The following is a 21,680-nucleotide window of genomic DNA, read 5'->3' on the forward strand; positions in this document are numbered from 1 at the left end:
CGTCCAGCGCCGACCGTCCGCGGCGCGCCGCTGAAAATGTTTCCACATTCCGACAATCGTCCGGCAAAACCATTTGAAAAGCCCGGAAAAAGCCAGACGATTCTTCGCAACGCATTGATTTTTATATATTTTTAAACCTTGCAAGGCGATTCGGAGTCGATTCGATGTCCGTCCGACGGGCATTCGGCGGGAGCGGACGGGGAGTTCTTCACAGAGTTGTCCACAGGCCACCTCGATCCGGCCCCACCAGCGGCGTCGGCCGGCGGCGCTTGCCGCGTGCGCCTGCGGCGCGCTAGAGTGCCGCCTTCCGAAGACCTAGCGGCATCCGCCGCCCAACGGAGCATCCGTGTTGACGAATCCGTTCCACGCCGCGGCGCACGACACGCCGCGCCCGGCCCGATGAGCGCCCGCGGCGGCCCGCTCGCGCGGCTCGAAGCGCGCATCACGCGCGAATGGCAGCGCCGCGGCGCGCTCGCGTGGGCGCTCACGCCGTTCGCGTGCGTATTCGGCCTGTGCGCGGCGCTGCGCCGGACCGCGTACACGCAGGGCTGGAAGCAGCCGGTCGACGTCGGCGTGCCGGTCGTCGTGGTCGGCAACGTGACCGTCGGCGGCACCGGCAAGACGCCGACCGTGATCGCGCTCGTCGATGCCCTGCGCGCGGCCGGCTTCACGCCGGGCGTCGTATCGCGCGGCTACGGCGCGAACGTGCAGGCGCCGACCGCCGTCACCGCCGCGTCGCGCGCGAGCGCGGCCGGCGACGAGCCGTTGCTGATCGCCCGCCGCACCGGCGCGCCCGTGTGGGTGTGCCCCGACCGCGTGGCGGCCGCGCAGGCGCTGCGCGCCGCGCATCCGGAGGTCGACGTGATCGTCAGCGACGACGGGCTGCAGCACTACCGTCTCGCCCGCACGGTCGAACTGGTCGTGTTCGACCACCGGCTCGGCGGCAACGGCTTCCTGCTGCCGGCCGGGCCGTTGCGCGAGCCGCTGTCGCGCCATCGCGACGCGACGCTCGTCAACGATCCGTACAGCGGCGCGCTGCCGCCGTGGCCCGACACCTACGCGCTCGCGCTCACGCCGGGCGCCGCATGGCATCTAGACCAGCCGACGCTGCGCCGTCCGCTGTCGCAGTTCGCGAACGAGCGCGTGCTCGCCGCGGCCGGCATCGGCGCGCCCGAGCGCTTCTTCGCGACGCTGCGCGCGGCCGGCCTCGCGCCGGCGACGCGCGCGCTGCCCGACCATTACGCGTTCGCCGACAATCCGTTCGTCGACGACGCCGTCGACGCGATCCTGATCACCGAGAAGGATGCAGTAAAATTGGGCGCTTCCTGGCGCGACGCTCGGCTGTGGGTCGTCCCCGTCGAAGCCGCGCTCGATCCTCGCCTCATTGCCCTCGTTGTGGAGAAACTCCGTGGACGCTCGCCTGCTTGAAATTCTTGTGTGCCCTATCTGCAAAGGCCCGCTCCACTATGACCGTGCCGCGCAGGAGCTGATCTGCAACGCGGACAAGCTCGCCTACCCGATCCGCGACGGCATCCCCGTGATGCTCGTCGACGAAGCGCGCCAGACCGTCGAAGGCACGCCGGTCGATCCGGCCGGCCCCGCCGGCAGCTGAACGCCGCTACGGCGCACGACCGCGGCCCTCCGCGGTCGTACGCGCCGAACCCTGCCGGGCCGCCCGCATTCGACGCGCCGCCCGCCCCGCTCTTCTCTTCGCCCCGTTCCGATGACTCATCCGCAGCCCTTCATCGCCGTCATTCCTGCCCGGCTCGCGTCGACGCGCCTGCCGAACAAGCCGCTCGCCGACGTCGGCGGCAAGCCGATGGTCGTGCGCGTCGCCGAGCGGGCCCGCGAAGCCGGCGCCCAGCAGGTGCTCGTCGCGTCCGACACGCAGGCCGTCCTCGACGCCGCGCGCGATCACGGTTTCGACGCGGTGCTCACGCGCGCCGACCATCCGTCCGGCACCGATCGGCTCGCGGAAGTCGCGGCGACGTTCGGATGGCGTGACGACACGGTCGTCGTCAACGTGCAGGGCGACGAACCGCTGATCGACCCGACGCTGGTGCGCGACGTAGCGTCGCACCTGGCCGCGCATCCGGACTGCGCGATCGCGACCGCCGCGCATCCGATCCACGATGCGGCCGACGTGTTCAACCCGAACGTCGTGAAGGTCGCGCTCGACGCGCGCAGCGTCGCGATGTACTTCTCGCGCGCGCCGATTCCGTGGAGCCGCGACGCATACCAGCCGCACTGGCCCGACGTCGCGGCGATGCCCGCACCGGCCTTTCCGGTGTATCGGCACATCGGTCTCTACGCGTATCGCGCGCGCTTTCTGCGCACCTATCCGTCGCTCGCGCAGGCGCCGATCGAGCAGGCCGAGCAGCTCGAACAGCTGCGCGCGATGTGGCACGGCGAACGCATCGCGGTGCTGATTACCGAGCGCGCACCCGAAGCCGGCGTCGATACGCCGGCCGATCTCGCACGCGTGCAGGCCCTTTTTCGGCCGAGTTCAAAATAACCCGTGGCATAATCAGGCGATTGTGCGAGCCGTCCGCGACCCGCGCGTCCTCGCTTGACCCCGCCGCGGCCCGTGCCGGCAGCCGCGCGTCGCCATCGCCGACGCGCCGCGTCAGACCGGTCCGCCGCGCGCCAGGCAAGCCCCGCGCACGTTATCGCCGACGCTTGAGCGTCTCGCCACACGAATCTACATACCGGAGATATCACCATGCGTTTGATCCTGTTGGGCGCGCCCGGCGCGGGAAAGGGCACCCAGGCAAACTTCATCAAGGAAAAATTCGGCATCCCGCAAATCTCGACGGGTGACATGCTGCGTGCGGCCGTCAAGGCCGGCTCGCCGCTCGGCGTCGAGGCGAAGGGCTACATGGATGCCGGCAAGCTCGTCCCCGACGCGCTGATCATCGGCCTCGTGAAGGAACGCCTGAAGGAATCCGATTGCGCCAACGGCTACCTGTTCGACGGCTTCCCGCGCACGATCGCGCAGGCCGACGCGATGAAGGAAGCCGGCGTCGCGATCGACTACGTGCTCGAAATCGACGTGCCGTTCTCGGAAATCGTCGAGCGCATGAGCGGTCGTCGCACGCACCCGGCATCGGGCCGCACCTACCACGTGAAGTTCAATCCGCCGAAGGTCGAAGGCCAGGACGACGTGACGGGCGAGCCGCTGATCCAGCGCGACGACGACAAGGAAGAAACCGTCAAGAAGCGCCTCGAAGTGTACGAAGCGCAGACCAAGCCGCTGATCACGTATTACGGCGACTGGGCGCAGCGCGGCGAGGAAAACGGCCTGAAGGCGCCGCAGTATCGGAAGATCTCGGGCCTCGGCAGCGTCGAGGAAATCCGCGAGCGTGCGTTCGAAGCGCTGAAGTAAGCAGCGCGATCGGCCGTGAGCCGCAAGCCGCCCCGTCGGGGCGGCTTTTTTTTGGTTCATCGTAGGAAACCGTGGAGGGTTTTAGAGCGATTGCGTAACCTGACGCCTGACTTTAAGGACGTCAGGAGAAGCAATTGCTCGATCGCAAGGCACTTCAGGCACTGGGCTGCTGGACGGGTTACCGGTTGGAGCGTGTGGAATGGCCGGAAGGCGACGGCCGCACGCTGTCGCTGTATTTGAAGCCGATCAGCAAGGTCATGTATTGCGAGCAATGTGGTGCACGCTGCCAGCAAATCCACGAGACAACGGTTCGCCGGGTGCGTGACCTGCCGTTGTTCGAATACCGGGTGGTGCTGCACGTTCCGCGCCGCCGAGTCTGGTGTGAACGCTGCGGCGGCCCGCGACTGGAGAAGCTGGCGTGGCTGGGCCGCTACCAGCGAGTGACGGAGCGCTTCGCCAAGGCCTGCGAGAAGCTGCTGCAAGCGGCCAGCGTGCAGGCCGTGGCGGCCTTCTACGACCTGGGCTGGCACACGGTCAAATCGATCGACAAGATGCGTCTGCGGGCGCGTGTGCGCGAGCCCGACTGGTCAACGATCCGCTATCTGGCGATGGACGAGTTCGCGCTGCATAAAGGCCATCGCTACGCCACGGTGGTGGTCGAGCCGATGAGCCGGCAGGTGCTCTGGATCGGACAGGGCCGCTCGCGCGAGACTGCCCGTGCCTTCTTCGAGCAGCTTCCCGAAGGCGTTGCCAAGCGTATTGAAGCGGTGGCGATCGACATGACCACGGCGTATGAACTCGAAATCAGGGAACAGTGTCCGCAGGCGGAGATCGTCTTCGACCTGTACCACGTCGTGGCCAAGTACGGCCGCGAAGTGATAGATCGGGTGCGAGTGGACCAGGCCAATCAACTCCGACATGACAAGCCGGCCCGCAAAGTTCTGAAGTCCAGCCGCTGGTTGTTGCTGCGCAACCGCCACAACCTCAAGCCAGATCAGGCCGTGCACCTGAAGGAGTTGCTGGCGGCCAATCAGTCGCTGTTATGCGTCTACGTGTTACGCGACGAGCTCAAGCGGCTCTGGTTCTATCAGAAGCCAGCCTGGGCGCAAAAGGCTTGGGAACAATGGTTCGAGCAGGCTCAGCAAAGCGGGATCGCCGCCCTGCAAAAGTTCGCCGAGCGCTTGCAGGGCTACTGGCACGGAATCGTGACTCGCTGCCGCCATCCGCTCAATACCAGCGTCGTCGAAGGCATCAACAACACCATCAAGGTCATCAAGCGTCGGGCTTACGGGTACCGTGACGATGAATACTTCTTCCTCAAGATCCGCGCCGCCTTCCCCGGTAATCCTCGATGAACCTTTTTTTTCGACCGCGGCGGCCGGCATCAGGCCGCGATGCGCGGCGTGCGGCGTGCCACGTTGTGCGCGCTACCGTTCTACGCAGCCGAGCGGGCGCGTGCAGCGTCAGTCTTCGCCGTCGCGCTGCATGCGCTGCCGCAGCTCGCTCACCTGCGATTCGACGACGGTCGCGTCGTCGGCATCGGGCCGTTCGCCGAGATACTGCTCGAGATCCTCGAGCGCCGGGCGCAGGTAATCGAGCCGCGCATACGCGAAACCGCGATCGCGCACCTCGTCGAGCTGTTCGGGCAGCAGGATCACGAGCCGCTGCTGCACCGCGAGCAGCCGCTGCCAGCGTTCGGTCTGCAGATAGATCGTCTTCAGGTTGCGCAGCATGCGCGCGATGATCTCGCGGCTCGTCGCCGGCTGCAGCAGCGCGCGCAACGCGCTGTCGACCGCGCCCGCCGCCCGCGCGACGTACGGCTCCAGCATCTCGACCATTTCGGCTTCCGACAGCGAATGGCCATTGGTCGGATCGATGATCAGGTCGCCGTCCGGCAGCGTCACGCGCAGCAGGAAATGGCCGGGAAACGATACGCCGCGCGCCGGCACGCCGATTTGCTCGGCGAGCTCGAGATACAGCACCGACAGCGAGATCGGAATCCCGCGGCGGCGTTTCAGCACCGCGTTCAGGTGGCTGTTATCGGGGTCGTAATAATCGTTGTGATTGCACGCAAAGCCGAGTTCGCGAAAGAAGAACTCGTTGAGCGCGGCGACACGGTCCTTCAGCCCCGTATCGTCGGTGAGCCGACGGCGCAGCCGCGCGGCGAGCATGTCGATCTCAGCCAGCGTGCCTTGCAGGTCGAGGTCCGGATACGCGTCCTGGGCGAGCGACAGCGCGGCTTCCGTGACGGGCAGACTGTCGTCGTCCGCCACGAGCGTGCTGAAGTAATCAAGGACGCGGGTCATTGCGGTGGTCACTTGGCGCGCCTTTTGAAGTAAGCGTATTTGAAGCCCATCACCCACAACATACCGAAATATAGTGCAGCGAACAGCACGAGGCACGCGGCCATCAGCGCGATGCGATCGAGTGGCTGCGCGCGCATGCCGGTCCAGTCGAAATTGATCGCGCACCAGTGCATGAGGCCCGCGAGCACGAGCGCGGCGCCCGTCAGTTGCACGAAGAACCGCAGCCAGCCCGGCGACGGCTGATAGATGCCGCGCTTGCGCAGCCCGAAAAACAGCAGCAGCGAATTCAGGCACGCGCCGACGCCGATGCTCAGCGTCAGACCCGCATGGCCGATCAGCGGCACGAACACGTAGTTCGAGATCTGCGTGACGATCAGCACGATGATCGCGATCTTCACCGGCGTCTTGATGTCCTGCTTCGCGTAGAAGCCCGGCGCGAGGATCTTGATCAGGATGATGCCGACGAGGCCGATCCCGTAGGTCGCAAGCGCGCGCGATACCATCGTGACCGTGTGCGCGTCGAACTTGCCGTAGTTGAACAGCGTCGCGGTGAGCGGCGTCGCGAAGAAGAACAGCGCGAGCGCGCTCGGCGCGGCGAGCAGGAACGTGACGCGCAGCCCCCAGTCGAGCAGCGCGGAATATTCGTGCGTATCGGCATCGACGTGCGCCTTCGACAGGCTCGGCAGCAGGATCGTGCCGAGCGCGACGCCGAGCAGCGCGGTCGGGAACTCCATCAGCCGGTCCGCGTAGTTGATCCACGACACCGCGCCCTGCCCGAGCCGCGATGCGATGTTGGTGTTGATGATCAGCGACAGCTGCGCGACCGACACGGCGAAGGTGGCGGGCACCATCTTCGCCAGCACGCGCTTCACGCCGCGGTGACGCAGCGCACGCACCGGGTTGAGACCGATCAGCGGCACCATGTCGATCTTCTTCAGGCCCGGCAGCTGCACGATGAACTGCAGCACGCCGCCCGCGATCACTGCCCACGCGAGCGCGAACACCGGCACCTTCAGGTGCGGCGCGACGAACAGCGCCGCCGCGATGAACGCGACGTTCAGCAGCACCGGCGCGAACGCGGGCAGCGAAAAGCTCTTGTAGGTGTTCAGCACGCCGGACGCGAGCGTCGTCAGCGAGATGAACACGATGTACGGGAACATGATCCGCGTCATCGTGACCGCGAGCGGGAACGCCTGCCCGTCGGCGTGCAGGCCGGACGCGACCGCGAACACGACCCACGACGCGCCGGCGATGCCGAGCACCGACAGCGCGGCGAGCGCCCACGCGAGCACGGTCGACATCGCGTCGACGAGCGCCTTGGTCGCGTCGTGCCCCTGCTGGTTCTTGAACTCGGCGAGGATCGGCACGAACGCCTGCGAGAACGCACCTTCGGCGGACAGGCGGCGCAGCAGGTTCGGAATGCGGAACGCGACGTAGAACGCGTCGGTGTATTGACTGGCGCCGAACGCACGGGCGATCAGCGTCTCGCGGGCCAGTCCGGTCACGCGCGACAGCAGCGTGAAGCCGCTGACCGTCAGCAGGGCTCGGAATAGATTCATGGGGCGCTTATTATACGGGGCTTGTGTGTGCCGGCACGGACGGATGCGGAAAAGCGCATGCCGCGCGCGGCCTCTCTCGGGCGGCAGTCACTTCCGGCTTGCCACGCGCTTGATTTTGTTGCTATAATCGCCGGTTTCTGAGCCTGTTACATGCACGGCGCCTGTCGTTTTCATGTCTCGGCCTCGGTTAAAATCACCGTTTTTTTATGCGCCCCTGGGCAATCGTTCTCAGGGGACGGATCGAAAAGCAGCGCTTGGCCGTCAGGCTCCAAGCTCTGGAAACAGGACAGGATAAGGAACCGTCATGGCTAACTCCGCACAAGCACGCAAGCGCGCCCGCCAGGCCGCGAAGGCAAATTCGCACAACTCGGCGCTGCGCTCGAAATTCCGCACCGCGATCAAGTCGGTTCGCAAGGCTGTTGAAGCCGGCGACCAGGCAAAGGCTGCCGAGCTGTTCAAGGCTGCCGTGAAGACGATCGACACGATCGCCGACAAGAAGATCGTTCACAAGAACAAGGCCGCTCGCAGCAAGAGCCGCCTCGCCGCAGCCGTCAAGGGCCTGCAGGCAGCAGCGTAAATCCGGTGTGCCCGCTTCGGCGGGCGCCCTGTTTCCTGCGATCGTGAAAAAGCCCGCCTAGGCGGGCTTTTTTGCTGTGCGCGCGCCGCGCGCGTCGGGCCGCATGGGCACCACGCGCAAGCAGGCGTCGCGCGCCTCGCTCACTTCTTGTCGTTGTAGTCCGGCAATTCGCAGGCTTCGGTCACGACGAGGTTGTTGTCCTTCGCGAAGTTGAGCACGAAATCGAATGCCATCGGCTCGATGTCGCGCAGCCGCGAATCGAGAATCACGCATTTCAGATCGCCGAGCATCGTCGGGCGCACGTACAGCGAGTACTTCAGCCGTGCATTCGGTCCGCTTGCACCGGGCCCGAAACAGGCCATCACGCCGGCCAGACGCTCCGACCAGTCGCTCGGGCGAAACTTTTTCCCGTCTTTCGTGATGCCCTGGATGAAGAATTCGGTCGGAGGGGTTTCAGCCATGTGGTTACCCAAGTGACGGCCCGGCAATGCCCAGGCGACGCTGCCTGGAGATGCGAACACGAGCTGGAGTGGACGGCGGCGCAGATGCTCCGACATCCCGAAAAGAGGCCGTCGCGCCATGCCGCCAGCGCGCCGCACCGGATTTGTGCAGCGCACCCGCTTGTGTCCGGCAGTACGCGAAGAGGCTTGTCTGCCGGGCTGGAGAAAACTTTTGAATTATACCGCAGCGCGCCATCGCGCGTCGTGCCGAACCCCACTGCCCGACTCGCGGCCCGTGCGCGCGACGATCGCTCCCCGCTTTTCGCCACGGCTCGTCAAAGCACAGAAAATCCATTATGCTGCTTTGAGTTATCCACATCCGACGGCGGCGCCGTCCGGCTCCGCTGCCGGGTGAGACCCGCCGTATTTCGTTTCATGACCGCCAAAACCATTCGTCACTACCTGCAGTTCAAGGATTTCTCGCTGGAAGACTACGAGTACGTGCTCGAACGCACGGGTATCCTGAAGCGCAAGTTCAAGAACTACGAGACCTACCATCCGCTGCACGATCGCACGCTCGCGATGATCTTCGAGAAGAGCTCGACGCGCACGCGGCTGTCGTTCGAAGCCGGCATCTTCCAGCTCGGCGGCCACGCGGTGTTCATGAGCACGCGCGACACGCAGCTCGGCCGCGGCGAGCCGGTCGAGGATTCCGCGCAGGTGATCTCGCGGATGGTCGACATCATCATGATCCGCACGTTCGAGCAGGACGTGATCACGCGCTTCGCGCAAAACTCGCGCGTGCCGGTGATCAACGGCCTGACCAACGAATACCATCCGTGTCAGGTCCTCGCCGACATCTTCACGTACTACGAACACCGCGGCCCGATCGCCGGCAAGACGGTCGCGTGGGTCGGCGATGCGAACAACATGCTGTACACGTGGATCGAAGCCGCGCAGATTCTCGGCTTCAAGCTGCGCCTGTCGACGCCGCCGGGCTATGCGCTCGACACGAAGCTCGTGTCGCCCGACAGCGCGCCGTTCTACGAAGTGTTCGACGATCCGAACGAAGCGTGCAAGGGCGCCGATCTCGTGACGACCGACGTGTGGACGAGCATGGGCTTCGAAGCGGAGAACGAAGCGCGCAAGCAGGCGTTCGCCGACTGGTGCGTCGACGAGGAAATGATGGGCTATGCGAACGCGGACGCGCTGTTCATGCACTGCCTGCCCGCGCACCGCGGCGAGGAAGTGACGGCCGGCGTGATCGACGGGCCGCAGAGCGTGGTGTGGGACGAGGCGGAAAACCGTTTGCACGTGCAGAAGGCGCTGATGGAGTTCCTGCTGCTGGGCCGCCTCAAGCACTGAACGCAGCCGCCGCATCGCCGCGCAATGCGGCACGTGCGAACGAAGAAGCGCCGATCGTCGATCGGCGCTTTTTTTCGCCGCGACAGCCCACGCGCCGCGCGACCCGAGGCCGCGCTACAGGCAGACGGGTTCGGGTTCCAACTCCACGCCGAAGCGCACGCGCACGTCGTGCTGGATCGCCCGCGCGAGCGCGAGCACGTCGGCGCCGGTCGCGCCGCCGCGATTCACCAGGACGAGCGCCTGCCGCTCGTGTACGGCCGCCGCGCCCAGCGCGCGCCCTTTCCAGCCGCACTGGTCGATCAACCAGCCGGCCGCGAGCTTCACCTGGCCGTCCGGCTGCGGATACGACACGACGTCCGGCGCACGCGCGCGCAATGCGTCGAATTGCGCGGCGTCGATCACCGGGTTCTTGAAGAAGCTGCCGGCATTGCCGAGTACGCCCGGATCGGGCAGCTTCGCGCGGCGAATCGCGACGACCGCATCGAACACGTCGCGCGGCGTGGCCGCGCCGGGGGCGATGCCGCGCGCGTCGAGTTCGCGCGTGACGTCCGCGTAGCCGAGCCGCGGCGTCCAGCGCTTGGGCAGCCGGAACGTCACCGCGACGATCGCGAAGCGGCCGCGCCCGTCCCGCTTGAAGAAGCTGTCGCGATAGCCGAACGCGCAGCGCGCCGCGTCGAAGCGCTCGCTGCGCCCCGTCGCCAGCTCGACGGCGATCAGCGAGTCGAAGTACGCCTTCATCTCGAGGCCGTACGCGCCGATGTTCTGGATCGGCGCCGCGCCGACGGTGCCCGGAATCAACGCGAGGTTCTCGAGCCCCGGCATCCCCTGCTCGAGCGTCCACGCGACGAACGCGTGCCACGGCTCGCCGCCGCCGGCTTCGACGTACCACGCGTCGTCGTCCTCGCGCACCACGCGGCGGCCGCCGATCTCGTCGAGCAGCACGACGCCGTCGAAATCGCGCGTGAACACGACGTTGCTGCCGCCGCCGAGCACGAGCTGCGGCAGCGACGCGACGCGCGGATCGCGGTGCAGCGCCTCGAACTGCGCGGCGTGCGTGATGCGCGCCGCATAGCGCGCGGTCGCGGCGATGCCGAACGTGTTGTGCGCGGCGAGCGGATGGTCGGGAAGCAGCGACAGCGGGGAATCGTCAGGAGGCATCGGCATTCGCGTGGCGTCAGCCGGGCGGCCGGACGGCCGGCCTTGGGCAAACGCAGGGGCATCGGTAAAATGGCAAACAGTCCGCAATTATAGCGAGTGCCCGCGCGTGAGCCGGGCGCCGCACCTCAAGGGAGAATGCCATGCCATCGTTCGACGTCGTTTCCGAAGCGAACATGATCGAAGTGAAGAACGCCATCGAGCAGTCGAACAAGGAAATCTCGACACGCTTCGACTTCAAGGGCTCGGACGCGCGCGTCGAGCAGAAGGAGCGCGAGCTGACGCTGTTCGCCGACGACGATTTCAAGCTCGGCCAGGTCAAGGACGTACTGATCGGCAAGCTCGCGAAGCGCAACGTCGACGTGCGCTTCCTCGACTACGGCAAGGTCGAGAAGATCGGCGGCGACAAGGTCAAGCAGATCGTCACCGTGAAAAAGGGCGTGACGGGCGACCTCGCCAAGAAAATCGTCAGGCTCGTGAAAGACAGCAAGATCAAGGTGCAGGCGAGCATCCAGGGCGATGCGGTGCGCGTGGCCGGCACGAAGCGCGACGATCTGCAGAGCGTGATCGCGATGCTGCGCAAGGACGTGACCGACACGCCGCTCGACTTCAACAACTTCCGCGACTGAGCGACGTCGCCGGCCGCCAAATCGGCCGGCCGCGCACACCGGCTGCCGCACCGCGCGGCAGCCGCGACGCCTCGACACCGCGCGTCAGACCTTTCCGCCGCCTTGCGCGCCGCCGTCGGCCGCAGCCTTCTTCTTGTCGCCGATCCGGCTCTCCTGCCCCGCCAGCAGCTTCGCGATGTTGCCGCGGTGACGCCACACCAGCAACACGCTCATCGCCAGCACCGCCCAGGCGATCGGATTGTTGCGCGTGCCGAACAGGAACACGTCGAACACCGGCGCGAATACGGCGGCCACCAGCGCCGCGAGCGACGAATAGCGGAAGAAGAACGCGACGATCAGCCAGGTCAGCGCGGTCGCGAGGCCGAGCACCGGATGCACGGCCAGCAGCACGCCGGCAGCGGTCGCGACGCCCTTGCCGCCCTGGAAGCGGAAGAACACCGGATACAGGTGACCGACGAACACGGCGATGGCGACCCATGCGACGGCGACGTCGGGCATCCCGAAGTGCCGCGCGAGCCACACGGCGAGCCAGCCCTTGAACGCGTCGCCGACGAGCGTCAGGATCGCGGCCTTCTTGTTGCCGCTGCGCAGCACGTTGGTCGCGCCGGGATTCTTCGACCCGTACGAACGGGGATCGGCCAGGCCCATCGCGGCGCTGACGATGACGGCGAACGACACCGAACCGATCAGATAGGCAACAAGTGCGGCGAGCAGGATCTGCATGCGGAGAACTCTTCTTTCAACGTATCGATGATGGGGGCGGCCGGGCAGGCACGCGCGCCGCGCGGTGAAGCGCGGCCGCGTTACACACGAGCCGCGGCGGCCGGCCGGGCGGGCCGACCGGCCGAAACGGCGCCCATTCTACCGAACGTGCAGCGCGTGCGACGAAGGTGAAACCCTCAGTCGACGCTCGCGCACTGCACGGGCGTCGCGCCGAGCAGCGTCGTGAGCACCGCCGGCGCGAGGCTCACGAGATAGCCGCGGCGGCCGCCGTTCAGATAGATCGTCGGTAATTCGAGGATGGTCGACTCGACGTAGACGGGCATCGTCTTGCGGGTGCCGAACGGCGACGTGCCGCCGACCAGATAGCCCGAGTGGCGGTTCGCGACGTCCGGCTTGCACGGCTCGACGCGCTTCGCGCCGATCTGCCGCGCGAGGTTCTTGGTCGACACCGTACGATCGCCGTGCATCAGCACGATCAGCGGCTTCGCGTGCTCGTCTTCCATCACGAGCGTCTTCACGACGCAGTGCTCGTCCACGCCGAGCTGGCGCGCCGACTCGCCGGTGCCGCCGTGCTCGACGTAGTCGTACGGATATTCGTCGAACGCGACGCCGTGGCGGCGCAGCAACTGGGTCGCGGGGGTTTCGGACACGTGTCTGGATTTGCTCATCGCCGCATTTTAATGGCGAACGACCGGCATGCGCGCCATTGCGCCATTGCGCCATTGCACGATCGCGTGCGGACGTCGGCGGTATACTCGCGGCCCGCTGGCGCGGCCCAGCCGACCGGCCGCTGCGCCATCATTGCGGACATCGCGACGCGCTATTGACCGAACGGCCGATTGTGGCGGCCCGGCCGCCATGGCACGATCGTTCGCAACGCTGCCCGCGCCGCTGCCCGTGCCCTTCTTCATGGAGACGTCATGTCCTCGTCCGTTCGCTCATCCGCGCCGCCCGACGTCGCGGCCCTGCTCGCCGCGCTGCCCGCTCGCATCGCCGACGTGCCCGCGCTGCGGGCCGCGCAAGCGCCCACGCACCCGGCGCTGATCGAGGACGCGCGCCGCCTGTCGTACGCCGAACTCGCCGAGGCCGTCGACGCGGCCGCGGCCCGGCTCGTCGCGCTCGGCGTGCGCGGCGGCGATCGCGTGATGATCGTCGCGGAAAACAGCGTCGCGCAGATCGTGCTGCTGCTCGCGGCCGCGCGCGTCGATGCGTGGGCGCTGGTGTCGAACGCGCGCCTGGCAGCGAGCGAACTCGACGCGATCGTCGCGCATGCGCGCCCGAAGCTGATCGCGTTCGCGACCGAAGCCTCGCCCGATGCGCGCGCGCATGCCGCGCGCTACCGCGCCGCGCCCGCCGACGCGCTGCCGATCGACATCGGCGCGTGGTCGCATCACGTCGACGCCGACGCGCCGGCCGAGCCGGTCGCGGCCGACGGCGCCGCTCAGTGCGCGGCGCTGATCTACACGACCGGCACGACGGGCGCGCCCAAAGGCGTGATGCTGTCGCATCGCAACCTGCTGTTCGTCGCCGCGACGTCGAGCGCGCTGCGCCGCGTGTCGCCCGACGACGTCGTCTATACGGTGCTGCCCGTGTCGCACGTGTACGGGCTCGCGTCGGTCTGCCTCGGCAGCCTGTACGCAGGCGCGACGCTGCGCCTCGCGCCGCGCTACTCGCCCGAAGCGGTGCGCGTCGCGCTCGCGGACGAACGCGTGACGATCTTCCAGGGCGTGCCCGCGATGCATGCGAAGCTGCTCGAGCACCTGCACACGCACAGGCACGCGTGGCGCGCGCCGCGGCTGCGCTTCGCGTATTCGGGCGGCTCGCCGCTCGACGCCGACCTGAAGGCGCGCGTCGAGCGCGTGTACGGCGTGCCGTTGCACAACGGCTACGGAATGACCGAAAGCAGCCCGACGATCACGCAGACGCCGCTCGACGCGCCGCGCGCCGACTGCTCGGTCGGTACGCCGATTCCCGGCGTCGAGATGCGGATCGTCGCGCCGGACGGCGCCGACGTGCCGCGCGGCGAGGTCGGCGAAATCCGCGTGCGCGGGCCGAACGTGATGCTCGGCTACTACCGCAACGCGGACGCGACGCGCGCGGCCGTGTCGCCGGACGGCTGGCTGAGCACCGGCGATCTCGCCCGCCAGGACGCCGACGGCGCGGTGACGATCGCGGGCCGCAGCAAGGAGCTGATCATCCGCTCGGGCTTCAACGTGTATCCGGTGGAGGTCGAACAGGTGCTGAACGCACATCCGGACGTCGTGCAGGCGGCCGTCATCGGGCGCGCGGTCGATGGCAACGAGGAAGTGCTCGCGTTCGTCGAGCTCGCGCCCGGCGCGACGGCGGCCGACGCCGAACTGCATGCGTGGTGCGCGCAACGCCTCGCGCCGTACAAGCGCCCGGCCCGCATCCGCGTGCTCGACGCGCTGCCGGCCGCCTCTACCGGCAAGGTGCTGAAACACCGGCTGCGCGACCTCGCGTAGCGCGCGGCGCCGGCGCTAGCCGCGCGGATGGTGCTGCGCGTGCAGCGTCCTGAGCCGCTCGCGCGCGACGTGCGTATAGATCTGCGTGGTCGAGATGTCGCTGTGGCCGAGCAGCAGCTGCACGACGCGCAGGTCCGCGCCGTGGTTCAGCAGGTGCGTCGCGAACGCGTGCCGCAGCGTGTGCGGCGACAGGTGCGCGCGCACGTCCGCGCGCTGCGCGTGACGCTTGATGATGTTCCAGAACTGCTGGCGCGTCATCCCGTCGCCGCGCGCGGTCACGAACAGCGCGTCGGCCGCGCGCGCGCCGAGCAGCGCCGGCCGCGCGTCGCGCAGATAGCGCTCGATCCAGCCGTGCGCGACTTCGCCGAACGGCACGAGGCGCTCCTTCGAGCCCTTGCCCATCACCCGCACGACGCCCTCGTTGAGCCCCACCTCGACGGTCTTCAGCGTGACCAGTTCGCTCACGCGCAGCCCGCTCGCGTACATCAGCTCCAGCATCGTGCGATCGCGCAGCCCGAGCGGCGTGCCGATGTCCGGTGCGCCGAGCAGCGCCTCGACCTGCGCCTCCGACAGCGTCGACGGAAACCGCGCGCCCTGTTTCGCGGACGCGATCCGCAACGTCGGGTCGGCGCTCGCGCGATGCTCGCGCACGGCCCAGCCGTAGTAGCGACGGAACACCGACAGCCGCCGGTTCGACGACGTCGCCTTGCCGTCGCTGCGCGCGGCGATATAGCCGGTCACCATCGCTTCGTCGGCGGAGTCGAGCGCCGCGTGGTGGGTGGCCGCGAGCCATTGGGAAAACAACGTCAGGTCGCGCCGGTACGCATCGAGCGTATTGCGCGACAGTCCGTGCTCGAGCCACAGCGCGTCGCAGAACAGGTCGATCGACGCGCGGCTCGCGAGCTGCGCCGGCGAAGCGGCGAGCGGATCGCCGGCGGCATCGGCATCGGAAGCGGGGGAAAGCAACGGTTCGTTCATCGGTACGGCACGCCTTCATGCGCGAGCAGCCAGCGCTTCACTGTCTGGAAATAACCGCCGTCGTCGTGGTTCGCGAAACCGCCGAGGCCGCCCGCCGCGACGACGCGGTGACACGGAATCACGAGCGGAAAGTAGTTCGCGCCGCACGCCTGGCCGACCGCGCGCGGCGCGCTGCCGATGCGCTTCGCGACCTGCCCGTAGGTCAGCACCGTGCCCGGCGGAATGTCGCTGATCACGTCCCACACGCGCTGCTGGAACGCGCTGCCCACCGGCGCGAGCGGCAGGTCGAAGCGTGCCGACGCCCGCTCGAAATAGCGCTCGATCTGCTCGACCGCACGCTCGGCGAGCGGCGAATCGGGCGCGACCGACCCGACCGATTCGGGCAGATAGACGATCTCGCGCACCACCGCGGCGTCGGTGCGGATGCCGACCTTGCCGAACGGTGCGTCGATCACTGCGTTGAACATCATTCTCCTCCCGGTGAAACGCGCGGCGCCGCCGCGCCGACGACACTTTACGCCGCGTTCATGCGGCGCGCAGCGCCCATTCGACGTGCTCGCGCACGACCGGCGACGGATCGTCCGCTCGCGCGCGCAGCGCGGCGACGATCGCGTCGCGCGCAGCGGGCGCGAACCGCCCGGCCGGCGCACGCAGCGCGTTGCCGAGCCCGACCGCGAGATTGCGCAGCCAGCTTTCGTGGCCGATGCGCCGGATCGCGCTGCCCTGCATCCGCGTGTCGAAGGTTTCGGCGTCCCAGCCGAACAGCTCGACGAGCGTCGCGCGATCGAGCCCGTGCCGCACGTCGAAATCGGCGACCGGCGCGGCCTGCGCGAACTTGTTCCACGGGCACACGAGCTGGCAGTCGTCGCAGCCGTACACGCGATTGCCGATCAACGGCCGCAGCGGCTCCGGAATGCTGCCCTTCAGCTCGATCGTCAGATACGAAATGCAGCGGCGCGCGTCGACGCGATACGGCTCGACGATCGCGCCGGTCGGGCACGCGCCGAGGCAGCGCGTACAGCTGCCGCAGTGCGCGCCGGGCGTTTCGGGCGCCGCATCGGGCGCCGTCTGCGCATCGGTCGGCAGCGCGACGTCGACGTAGATCTCGCCGAGGAAGAACAGCGAGCCCGCGTCGCGCTGCAGCAGCAGCGTGTGCTTGCCGCGCCAGCCGACGCCGGCCTTCTGCGCGAGTTCGACCTCGAGCACCGGCGCCGAATCGGTGAACACGCGGTAGCCGTATGCGCCGATCTCGCGCTCGATGCGCTCCGCGAGCGTCTGCAGCCGGTTGCGCAGCACCTTGTGATAGTCGCGGCCGCGCGCGTAGATCGACACGACGGCCGCCTGCGGATCGTCGAGCCGGGCGCGCTCGCGGGCGCGCCAGTCGTGCGGCGCGGACGACGCGTCGGGCGCGTCGGCGGCGAGCGTCGCGGCCGGCAGATAGGCGAGCCGCGCGGAGATCACGCGTCGCGTACCGGCCACAAGTTCGGCCGGCCGCGCGCGTTTCATCCCGTGTTTCGCCATATAATCCATTTCGCCGTGGTACCCGGCTTCCAGCCAGGCGGCGAGGCCCGCTTCGGCATCCGAGAGATCGGTATCGCTGATGCCGATCGCCCCGAAACCCAATTCGCGCCCCCACGCCCTGATGCGCGCGGCGAGCGCAGTCAACGCCGCATCGTCGAGCGCGCACGGCGCCGCGCCCTCGGCACGAGCCGAAGGGCCGTCGGATGCGGCGAGTTCCGGTAAGCGGTTCATCGCACTATTTTACGAGAATGCCAGCCACGCCCCATCCGCCTCATGCAGACACGCTGCCCGCTCCGCTCGCGCAGCGCGTGATCGCACTCGCCGACGAAGCGGCGACCGAGGCCTTCGGCGCCCGCTTCGCGCATGCGCTCGACGCCGCACGCACCGAGCTGGCGCGCACCCACGCGTTCGCGGGGCTGCAGATCCAGCTGATCGGCGATCTCGGCGCGGGCAAGACGACCCTCGTGCGCGCGATCCTGCGCGGCCTCGGCCACACGGGGCGCGTGCGCAGCCCGACCTACACGCTCGTCGAACCATACGCGTTCGCGCGCGACGACGGGGAACTCGAGGTCTATCACTTCGATCTGTATCGATTCAACGATCCGGCCGAATGGTCCGACGCAGGCTTTCGCGAATATTTCAATTCGAGCGCGATCTGCCTCGTCGAATGGCCGCAACAGGCAGGCGCGCTACTCGGCGTGCCCGATCTGGTTTTCTCGCTCGACGTGGACGGCGACGGCCGCGCCCTCACCGTCCGGGCGTTCAGCGCTTCAGGAAAGGCATGTCTCGAAAGATGTTGATCAAACCGTTCCGCTCGATCGAATCGGCGGCCACCGCGACGCACAACTGGCGGCGCCGCCAGATCCTGCGCGCCGGTGCGTCGACGCTGGTGCTCGGTCTCGTCGCGCCGCGCGTCGCGCACGCATCTTCGGTGCTCGGCGTGCGCGTCTGGCCCGCGCGCGACTACACGCGCGTCACGATCGAATCCGATCAGCCGCTGCAGAACAGCCAGCAGCTGCTGCAGGGGCCGGACCGCCTCGTCGTCGACCTGAACGGCCTCGATCTCGACCAGGCGCTGCGCGACCTCGTGTCGAAGATCGCGCCAAACGATCCGCAGATCCAGTCGGTGCGCGTCGGCCAGTATCAGCCGCACGTGGTGCGGATGGTGTTCGACCTGAAGGGGTCGGTGAAACCGCAGGTGTTCACGCTGCCGCCGGTGGGCACCTACAAGTACCGGCTCGTGTTCGACCTGTATCCGGCGGTCGCGCCCGATCCGCTGACCGACCTGATCGCACAGACCGAACGCAAGGAGCAGGCGCTGAACGACAGCGCGCGCGCGCAACAGATGCAGCCGCCGTCGAGGCTCACGGGCCCGGCCACGCCGCCCGCCGCGGCCGACAACAGCGACGCGTTCTTCCAGCGCTTCGCGCAGAACACGCCGGCCGCGCCGCGCACGCCGCAGGCCGCGCCTTCGACGCCGGCGAAGCCGGCCGTCAAGCCGCCGCCCGTCATCGCGCGCCGCGACGACAGCGACGACGACGCCGACACCTACAAGTTCACCGCGCCGAAATCCGGCAAGGGCGGCACGATGCGGCTGCTGACGGTCGCGATCGATCCGGGCCACGGCGGCGAGGATCCGGGCGCGATCGGCGGCGCAGGCACCTACGAGAAGCACGTCGCGCTCGACATCGCGAAGAAGCTGCGCGCGAAGATCGACGGCGCGCCCAACATGCGCGCGATGATGACCCGCGACGCCGACTTCTTCGTGCCGCTGAACGTGCGCGTGCAGAAGGCGCGCCGCGTCGGCGCGGACCTGTTCGTGTCGATCCACGCGGACGCGTTCACGACGCCGTCCGCGAGCGGCTCGTCGGTGTTCGCGCTGTCCGACCACGGCGCGTCGAGCGCCGCCGCGCGCTGGCTCGCGAACAAGGAAAACGCATCCGACCTGATCGGCGGCATCAACATCAAGACGCAGGACGCGGCCGTGAGCCGCGCGCTGTTCGACATGTCGACCACCGCGCAGATCCGCGATTCACTGCGCTACGGCAACTACGTACTGAAGGAAGTCGGCGGCATCAACAAGCTGCACAAGGGCTCGGTCGAGCAGGCCGGGTTCGCGGTGCTGAAGGCGCCCGACATTCCGTCGATCCTGGTCGAGACCGCGTTCATCAGCAACCCGGACGAAGAACGCAGACTCAACGACGACAGCTATCGCGAGGAAATGGCCGACGCGATCTTCCGCGGCATCAAGCGCTACTTCGCGGCCAATCCGCCGCTCGCGAAGAACCGGATGGCCTGACGTACGGCCGGTGCGAGCGGCACGGCCCGCTCGTCCTGGCCGACCTTTCCCGCGCCTGCACCGGCTTCGCAGCCCCTCTGCCTTTCCCGCCGCCGGCACGCGCCGCGTGCCGGCGCGTCACGACGCCGCGAAGCGGCGCAACAGCTTCCCGCCGAACACGTTCACCACGAGCCCGCCCATCACGAGTGCGGCGCCGACCAGCTGCATGCGGCTCAGGTGCTCGTCGAGCAGCAGCGCCGACGACGCGAGCCCGACGATCGGCACCAGCAGCGAGAATTGCGCGACCTGCGCGGCCGGATAGCGCGACATCAGACGGCTCCACAAGCCGTAGCCGACGAGCGTCGCGACGAACGCCAGATAGACCACCGCGAAGATCGACGTACCGTTCAGTCCGGCCAGCGCGGCGGCGATCCGCTGCGGCCCCTCGAACCACAGCGACAGCAAGAAGAACGGCAGCGGCGGCACGAGGCTCGCCCACACGACGAGCGACACGAGGTTCGCGCGGCCGACCTTCTTCGTGACGATATTGCCGAACGCCCACATCACGGCCGAGCCGATGGTCAGCAGGAAGCCGGCGAGCGTCATCGCGGCGCCGCCCTGCACCGCGATCACGACGAGCCCGGCCGCGGCGATCGCGAGCCCCGCGAGGTTCTCGGCGCGCAGCCGCTCGCCGAGAAACAGCATCGCGAACACCAGCGTGAAGAACGCCTGCGACTGCAGCACCAGCGACGCGAGGCCGGCGGGCATCCCGACGTACATGCCGGTAAACAGGAATACGAACTGGCCGAGCTGGATCGTCGCGCCGTACAGGATCAGCATGCGCCACGGGATCTGCGGCCTGCGCACGAAGAACACCGCGGGCACCGCCGCGAGCGTGAAGCGCAGCGCACCGAGCAGCATCGGCGGCATGCCGTGCAGGCCGACCTTGATCACGACGAAGTTCACGCCCCATGCGAGGATCACGATCAGCGCAAGCAGCAGGTCCTTCGGGGCCATCATGGGAAGTCTCCTCGATAATCGGCCGGGCTGCCGAGCCGGCCAGTCTACCGAATTTCGCGGCGCGATCCGCGACCCGCGCGGCGCGCATCGGATCGCGCCGTGCCGCGACGAGCGGTGCGGCGCATCGTGCGTGCCCGCGAGGTGACATCGTTTCGCGGGCGATTCGGCTGCGCTTGGTCACGGCTTCACTGCCGATTCGCCGTCGATTCGCCGTCGATTCGCCGCGACATCCGCACCGCTTTCCCACCGCTTCGCCGTCGGGCGGCGGGTGGCCGGCCGGGCCACGCCTGGCCGCACTGCACCCGCGCCGCCACCGCCCCAGTACAATGACCGGCACCGCGCCGCTCCCCACGAGACCCGTCATGACCGATTCGATCAAAGCCCTGCTGAAACCGCACTTGCGCGACATCGGCAACCTGCAGGTGCGCCGCACGCTTCCCGCACTCGCCGCCCGCCTCGTCGGCCCGTTCATCTTCTTCGATCACATGGGGCCCGCGGCGCTGCCGCCGGGCACCGGCCTCGACGTGCGCCCGCATCCGCATATCGGGCTCGCGACCGTCACGTATCTGTTCGACGGCGCGATCCTGCACCGCGACAGCCTCGGCTCGCTGCAGGAAATCGTGCCGGGCGACGTCAACTGGATGACGGCCGGCCGCGGGATCGTCCACTCGGAGCGCACGCCCGACGCGCTGCGTGAGAGCGGCCATACCGTGCACGGGATCCAGACCTGGGTCGCGCTGCCGGTCGCGCACGAAACCACCGAGCCGTCGTTCGAGCACCATGCGGCCGACACGCTACCGACGCGCGACGAAGGCGGCGTGTCGCTGACGGTGATCGCCGGCGACGCTTTCGGCCTGCGCTCGCCGGTCACGACGTTCTCGCGCACGCTGTACGTCGCCGCTCGGTTCGCGGTCGGCAGCCGTCTCGAGCTCGACGCGTCGCACGAGGAGCGGGCCGTCTACGTCGTCGACGGCGACCTCACGATCGACGGCACGCCGGTGCCGGCGCAACAGATGGCCGTGCTCGTGCCGGGCACGACCGTCACGCTCGCGAGCAGCGGCGGCGCGCGCGCGATGCTGCTCGGCGGCGACAAGCTCGACGGCGAGCGCTTCATCGAATGGAATTTCGTCGCGAGCAGCCGCGATGCGATCGAGCAGGCGAAACAGGCGTGGACGAAGCAGGAAATGGGCAAGGTGCCCGGCGAAACCGAGTGGATTCCGTTGCCCGCAGCGAAGCCGCGTTGAAAAACGCGCGCGCCGCC

The 21,680-nt window shown here is 68.2% G+C and carries 22 protein-coding genes; 12 read left to right on the forward strand and 10 right to left on the reverse strand.

Annotation, left to right across the window (positions count from 1 at the left end; translation table 11 throughout):
• Positions 1 to 399 precede the first annotated feature (399 nt).
• The 5 genes from lpxK to MYA_RS11315 all read left to right on the forward strand — a co-directional run bounded on the left by lpxK (position 400) and on the right by MYA_RS11315 (position 4,740).
• On the forward strand, positions 400 to 1,428 hold the full coding sequence (lpxK, locus tag MYA_RS11295) for a tetraacyldisaccharide 4'-kinase (RefSeq protein ID WP_011885810.1): 1,029 nt from the start codon (positions 400 to 402) through the stop codon (positions 1,426 to 1,428).
• Entirely contained in the window at positions 1,409 to 1,612 is a 204-nt protein-coding gene (locus MYA_RS11300; RefSeq protein WP_006750935.1) for a Trm112 family protein, read from the forward strand. The genes lpxK and MYA_RS11300 overlap by 20 nt, the downstream gene beginning before the upstream one ends.
• A gap of 111 nt (positions 1,613 to 1,723) precedes the next feature.
• A complete protein-coding gene (gene kdsB / locus MYA_RS11305) occupies positions 1,724 to 2,515 on the forward strand; it encodes a 3-deoxy-manno-octulosonate cytidylyltransferase (protein WP_014723514.1) in 792 nt (263 codons plus the stop codon).
• 207 nt (positions 2,516 to 2,722) lie between these two features.
• Entirely contained in the window at positions 2,723 to 3,385 is a 663-nt protein-coding gene (adk, locus tag MYA_RS11310; RefSeq protein WP_014723515.1) for an adenylate kinase, read from the forward strand.
• A 134-nt stretch (positions 3,386 to 3,519) separates the two neighbouring features.
• Positions 3,520 to 4,740: an ISL3 family transposase gene (locus MYA_RS11315; protein ID WP_014723161.1), complete on the forward strand. Its 1,221-nt coding sequence runs from the start codon at positions 3,520 to 3,522 to the stop codon at positions 4,738 to 4,740.
• A 108-nt stretch (positions 4,741 to 4,848) separates the two neighbouring features.
• Here the strand turns inward: MYA_RS11315 and MYA_RS11320 are convergent, their stop codons facing one another.
• Together MYA_RS11320 and murJ are read right to left on the reverse strand one after the other, a co-directional pair.
• Positions 4,849 to 5,691: a SirB1 family protein gene (locus MYA_RS11320; protein WP_011885813.1), complete on the reverse strand. Its 843-nt coding sequence runs from the start codon at positions 5,689 to 5,691 to the stop codon at positions 4,849 to 4,851.
• 8 nt (positions 5,692 to 5,699) lie between these two features.
• On the reverse strand, positions 5,700 to 7,250 hold the full coding sequence (gene murJ, locus MYA_RS11325; RefSeq protein WP_011885814.1) for a murein biosynthesis integral membrane protein MurJ: 1,551 nt from the start codon (positions 7,248 to 7,250) through the stop codon (positions 5,700 to 5,702).
• A 304-nt stretch (positions 7,251 to 7,554) separates the two neighbouring features.
• On the opposite strand from murJ, the gene rpsT reads away from it, so the two are divergent.
• Positions 7,555 to 7,827: a 30S ribosomal protein S20 gene (gene rpsT, locus MYA_RS11330; RefSeq protein WP_006482211.1), complete on the forward strand. Its 273-nt coding sequence runs from the start codon at positions 7,555 to 7,557 to the stop codon at positions 7,825 to 7,827.
• Between the two features lie 140 nt (positions 7,828 to 7,967).
• Here the strand turns inward: rpsT and MYA_RS11335 are convergent, their stop codons facing one another.
• Positions 7,968 to 8,288 carry a DUF3579 domain-containing protein gene (locus MYA_RS11335; RefSeq protein ID WP_011885815.1) on the reverse strand — a complete coding sequence of 107 codons (321 nt, stop codon included), beginning with the start codon at positions 8,286 to 8,288 and terminating at the stop codon, positions 7,968 to 7,970.
• A 414-nt stretch (positions 8,289 to 8,702) separates the two neighbouring features.
• Here MYA_RS11335 and argF point away from each other — a divergent pair, with 414 nt between their 5' ends.
• Positions 8,703 to 9,632, forward strand: a complete 930-nt coding sequence (gene argF / locus MYA_RS11340) for an ornithine carbamoyltransferase (protein WP_014723517.1) — start codon at positions 8,703 to 8,705, stop codon at positions 9,630 to 9,632.
• Positions 9,633 to 9,746: 114 nt separating this feature from the next.
• Here the strand turns inward: argF and murB are convergent, their stop codons facing one another.
• Positions 9,747 to 10,796: a UDP-N-acetylmuramate dehydrogenase gene (murB, locus tag MYA_RS11345; RefSeq protein WP_041493881.1), complete on the reverse strand. Its 1,050-nt coding sequence runs from the start codon at positions 10,794 to 10,796 to the stop codon at positions 9,747 to 9,749.
• 134 nt (positions 10,797 to 10,930) lie between these two features.
• On the opposite strand from murB, the gene MYA_RS11350 reads away from it, so the two are divergent.
• On the forward strand, positions 10,931 to 11,416 hold the full coding sequence (locus tag MYA_RS11350) for a YajQ family cyclic di-GMP-binding protein (protein WP_011885818.1): 486 nt from the start codon (positions 10,931 to 10,933) through the stop codon (positions 11,414 to 11,416).
• Positions 11,417 to 11,500: 84 nt separating this feature from the next.
• On the opposite strand, the gene plsY is transcribed toward MYA_RS11350, so the two are convergent.
• Entirely contained in the window at positions 11,501 to 12,139 is a 639-nt protein-coding gene (gene plsY / locus MYA_RS11355) for a glycerol-3-phosphate 1-O-acyltransferase PlsY (RefSeq protein ID WP_011885819.1), read from the reverse strand.
• Between the two features lie 176 nt (positions 12,140 to 12,315).
• Complete coding sequence (ybaK, locus tag MYA_RS11360) at positions 12,316 to 12,807, reverse strand: Cys-tRNA(Pro) deacylase (RefSeq protein WP_011885820.1); 492 nt, start codon at positions 12,805 to 12,807, stop codon at positions 12,316 to 12,318.
• Between the two features lie 252 nt (positions 12,808 to 13,059).
• Between ybaK and MYA_RS11365 the strand changes: the two genes are divergently transcribed.
• A complete protein-coding gene (locus MYA_RS11365) occupies positions 13,060 to 14,622 on the forward strand; it encodes a class I adenylate-forming enzyme family protein (RefSeq protein WP_014723520.1) in 1,563 nt (520 codons plus the stop codon).
• Positions 14,623 to 14,637: 15 nt separating this feature from the next.
• Here the strand turns inward: MYA_RS11365 and xerD are convergent, their stop codons facing one another.
• Genes xerD through queG form a run of 3 tightly spaced genes read right to left on the reverse strand, consistent with a single transcriptional unit; the run spans position 14,638 to position 17,352 of the window.
• Complete coding sequence (gene xerD, locus MYA_RS11370; RefSeq protein ID WP_014723521.1) at positions 14,638 to 15,600, reverse strand: site-specific tyrosine recombinase XerD; 963 nt, start codon at positions 15,598 to 15,600, stop codon at positions 14,638 to 14,640.
• Complete coding sequence (locus MYA_RS11375; protein WP_011885823.1) at positions 15,597 to 16,067, reverse strand: methylated-DNA--[protein]-cysteine S-methyltransferase; 471 nt, start codon at positions 16,065 to 16,067, stop codon at positions 15,597 to 15,599. The genes xerD and MYA_RS11375 overlap by 4 nt, the downstream gene beginning before the upstream one ends.
• Before the next feature lie 58 nt (positions 16,068 to 16,125).
• Positions 16,126 to 17,352, reverse strand: coding sequence for a tRNA epoxyqueuosine(34) reductase QueG (gene queG / locus MYA_RS11380; RefSeq protein ID WP_014723522.1), 1,227 nt, complete (start codon positions 17,350 to 17,352; stop codon positions 16,126 to 16,128).
• A 17-nt stretch (positions 17,353 to 17,369) separates the two neighbouring features.
• Here queG and MYA_RS11385 point away from each other — a divergent pair, with 17 nt between their 5' ends.
• Positions 17,370 to 17,921, forward strand: a complete 552-nt coding sequence (locus tag MYA_RS11385; protein ID WP_014723523.1) for a bifunctional tRNA (adenosine(37)-N6)-threonylcarbamoyltransferase complex ATPase subunit type 1 TsaE/phosphotransferase — start codon at positions 17,370 to 17,372, stop codon at positions 17,919 to 17,921.
• On the forward strand, positions 17,903 to 19,420 hold the full coding sequence (locus tag MYA_RS11390) for an N-acetylmuramoyl-L-alanine amidase (RefSeq protein WP_011885826.1): 1,518 nt from the start codon (positions 17,903 to 17,905) through the stop codon (positions 19,418 to 19,420). Before MYA_RS11385 ends, MYA_RS11390 begins: the two co-directional genes overlap by 19 nt.
• 117 nt (positions 19,421 to 19,537) lie before the next feature.
• On the opposite strand, the gene MYA_RS11395 is transcribed toward MYA_RS11390, so the two are convergent.
• A complete protein-coding gene (locus MYA_RS11395) occupies positions 19,538 to 20,416 on the reverse strand; it encodes an EamA family transporter (protein WP_172820464.1) in 879 nt (292 codons plus the stop codon).
• A 365-nt stretch (positions 20,417 to 20,781) separates the two neighbouring features.
• Here MYA_RS11395 and MYA_RS11400 point away from each other — a divergent pair, with 365 nt between their 5' ends.
• Entirely contained in the window at positions 20,782 to 21,663 is an 882-nt protein-coding gene (locus MYA_RS11400) for a pirin family protein (RefSeq protein WP_014723524.1), read from the forward strand.
• Positions 21,664 to 21,680 lie beyond the last annotated feature (17 nt).

The sequence above is a fragment of the Burkholderia sp. KJ006 genome, assembly GCF_000262695.1.
GTDB classification, from domain to species: Bacteria; Pseudomonadota; Gammaproteobacteria; order Burkholderiales; family Burkholderiaceae; genus Burkholderia; species Burkholderia vietnamiensis.

Bases quoted from the DNA above. Each gene is read 5' to 3' on its own strand.
- adk (WP_014723515.1), top strand. From the start codon at position 2,723: ATGCGTTTGATCCTGTTGGGCGCGCCCGGCGCGGGAAAGGGCACCCAG.
- MYA_RS11375 (WP_011885823.1), bottom strand. From the start codon at position 16,067: ATGTTCAACGCAGTGATCGACGCACCGTTCGGCAAGGTCGGCATCCGC.
- argF (WP_014723517.1), top strand. From the start codon at position 8,703: ATGACCGCCAAAACCATTCGTCACTACCTGCAGTTCAAGGATTTCTCG.
- MYA_RS11385 (WP_014723523.1), top strand. From the start codon at position 17,370: ATGCCAGCCACGCCCCATCCGCCTCATGCAGACACGCTGCCCGCTCCG.
- plsY (WP_011885819.1), bottom strand. From the start codon at position 12,139: ATGCAGATCCTGCTCGCCGCACTTGTTGCCTATCTGATCGGTTCGGTG.
- xerD (WP_014723521.1), bottom strand. From the start codon at position 15,600: ATGAACGAACCGTTGCTTTCCCCCGCTTCCGATGCCGATGCCGCCGGC.
- lpxK (WP_011885810.1), top strand. From the start codon at position 400: ATGAGCGCCCGCGGCGGCCCGCTCGCGCGGCTCGAAGCGCGCATCACG.
- MYA_RS11395 (WP_172820464.1), bottom strand. From the start codon at position 20,416: ATGGCCCCGAAGGACCTGCTGCTTGCGCTGATCGTGATCCTCGCATGG.
- MYA_RS11400 (WP_014723524.1), top strand. From the start codon at position 20,782: ATGACCGATTCGATCAAAGCCCTGCTGAAACCGCACTTGCGCGACATC.
- MYA_RS11350 (WP_011885818.1), top strand. From the start codon at position 10,931: ATGCCATCGTTCGACGTCGTTTCCGAAGCGAACATGATCGAAGTGAAG.
- MYA_RS11335 (WP_011885815.1), bottom strand. From the start codon at position 8,288: ATGGCTGAAACCCCTCCGACCGAATTCTTCATCCAGGGCATCACGAAA.
- MYA_RS11320 (WP_011885813.1), bottom strand. From the start codon at position 5,691: ATGACCCGCGTCCTTGATTACTTCAGCACGCTCGTGGCGGACGACGAC.
- ybaK (WP_011885820.1), bottom strand. From the start codon at position 12,807: ATGAGCAAATCCAGACACGTGTCCGAAACCCCCGCGACCCAGTTGCTG.
- kdsB (WP_014723514.1), top strand. From the start codon at position 1,724: ATGACTCATCCGCAGCCCTTCATCGCCGTCATTCCTGCCCGGCTCGCG.
- murJ (WP_011885814.1), bottom strand. From the start codon at position 7,250: ATGAATCTATTCCGAGCCCTGCTGACGGTCAGCGGCTTCACGCTGCTG.
- MYA_RS11365 (WP_014723520.1), top strand. From the start codon at position 13,060: ATGTCCTCGTCCGTTCGCTCATCCGCGCCGCCCGACGTCGCGGCCCTG.
- murB (WP_041493881.1), bottom strand. From the start codon at position 10,796: ATGCCGATGCCTCCTGACGATTCCCCGCTGTCGCTGCTTCCCGACCAT.
- rpsT (WP_006482211.1), top strand. From the start codon at position 7,555: ATGGCTAACTCCGCACAAGCACGCAAGCGCGCCCGCCAGGCCGCGAAG.
- MYA_RS11390 (WP_011885826.1), top strand. From the start codon at position 17,903: ATGTCTCGAAAGATGTTGATCAAACCGTTCCGCTCGATCGAATCGGCG.
- queG (WP_014723522.1), bottom strand. From the start codon at position 17,352: ATGAACCGCTTACCGGAACTCGCCGCATCCGACGGCCCTTCGGCTCGT.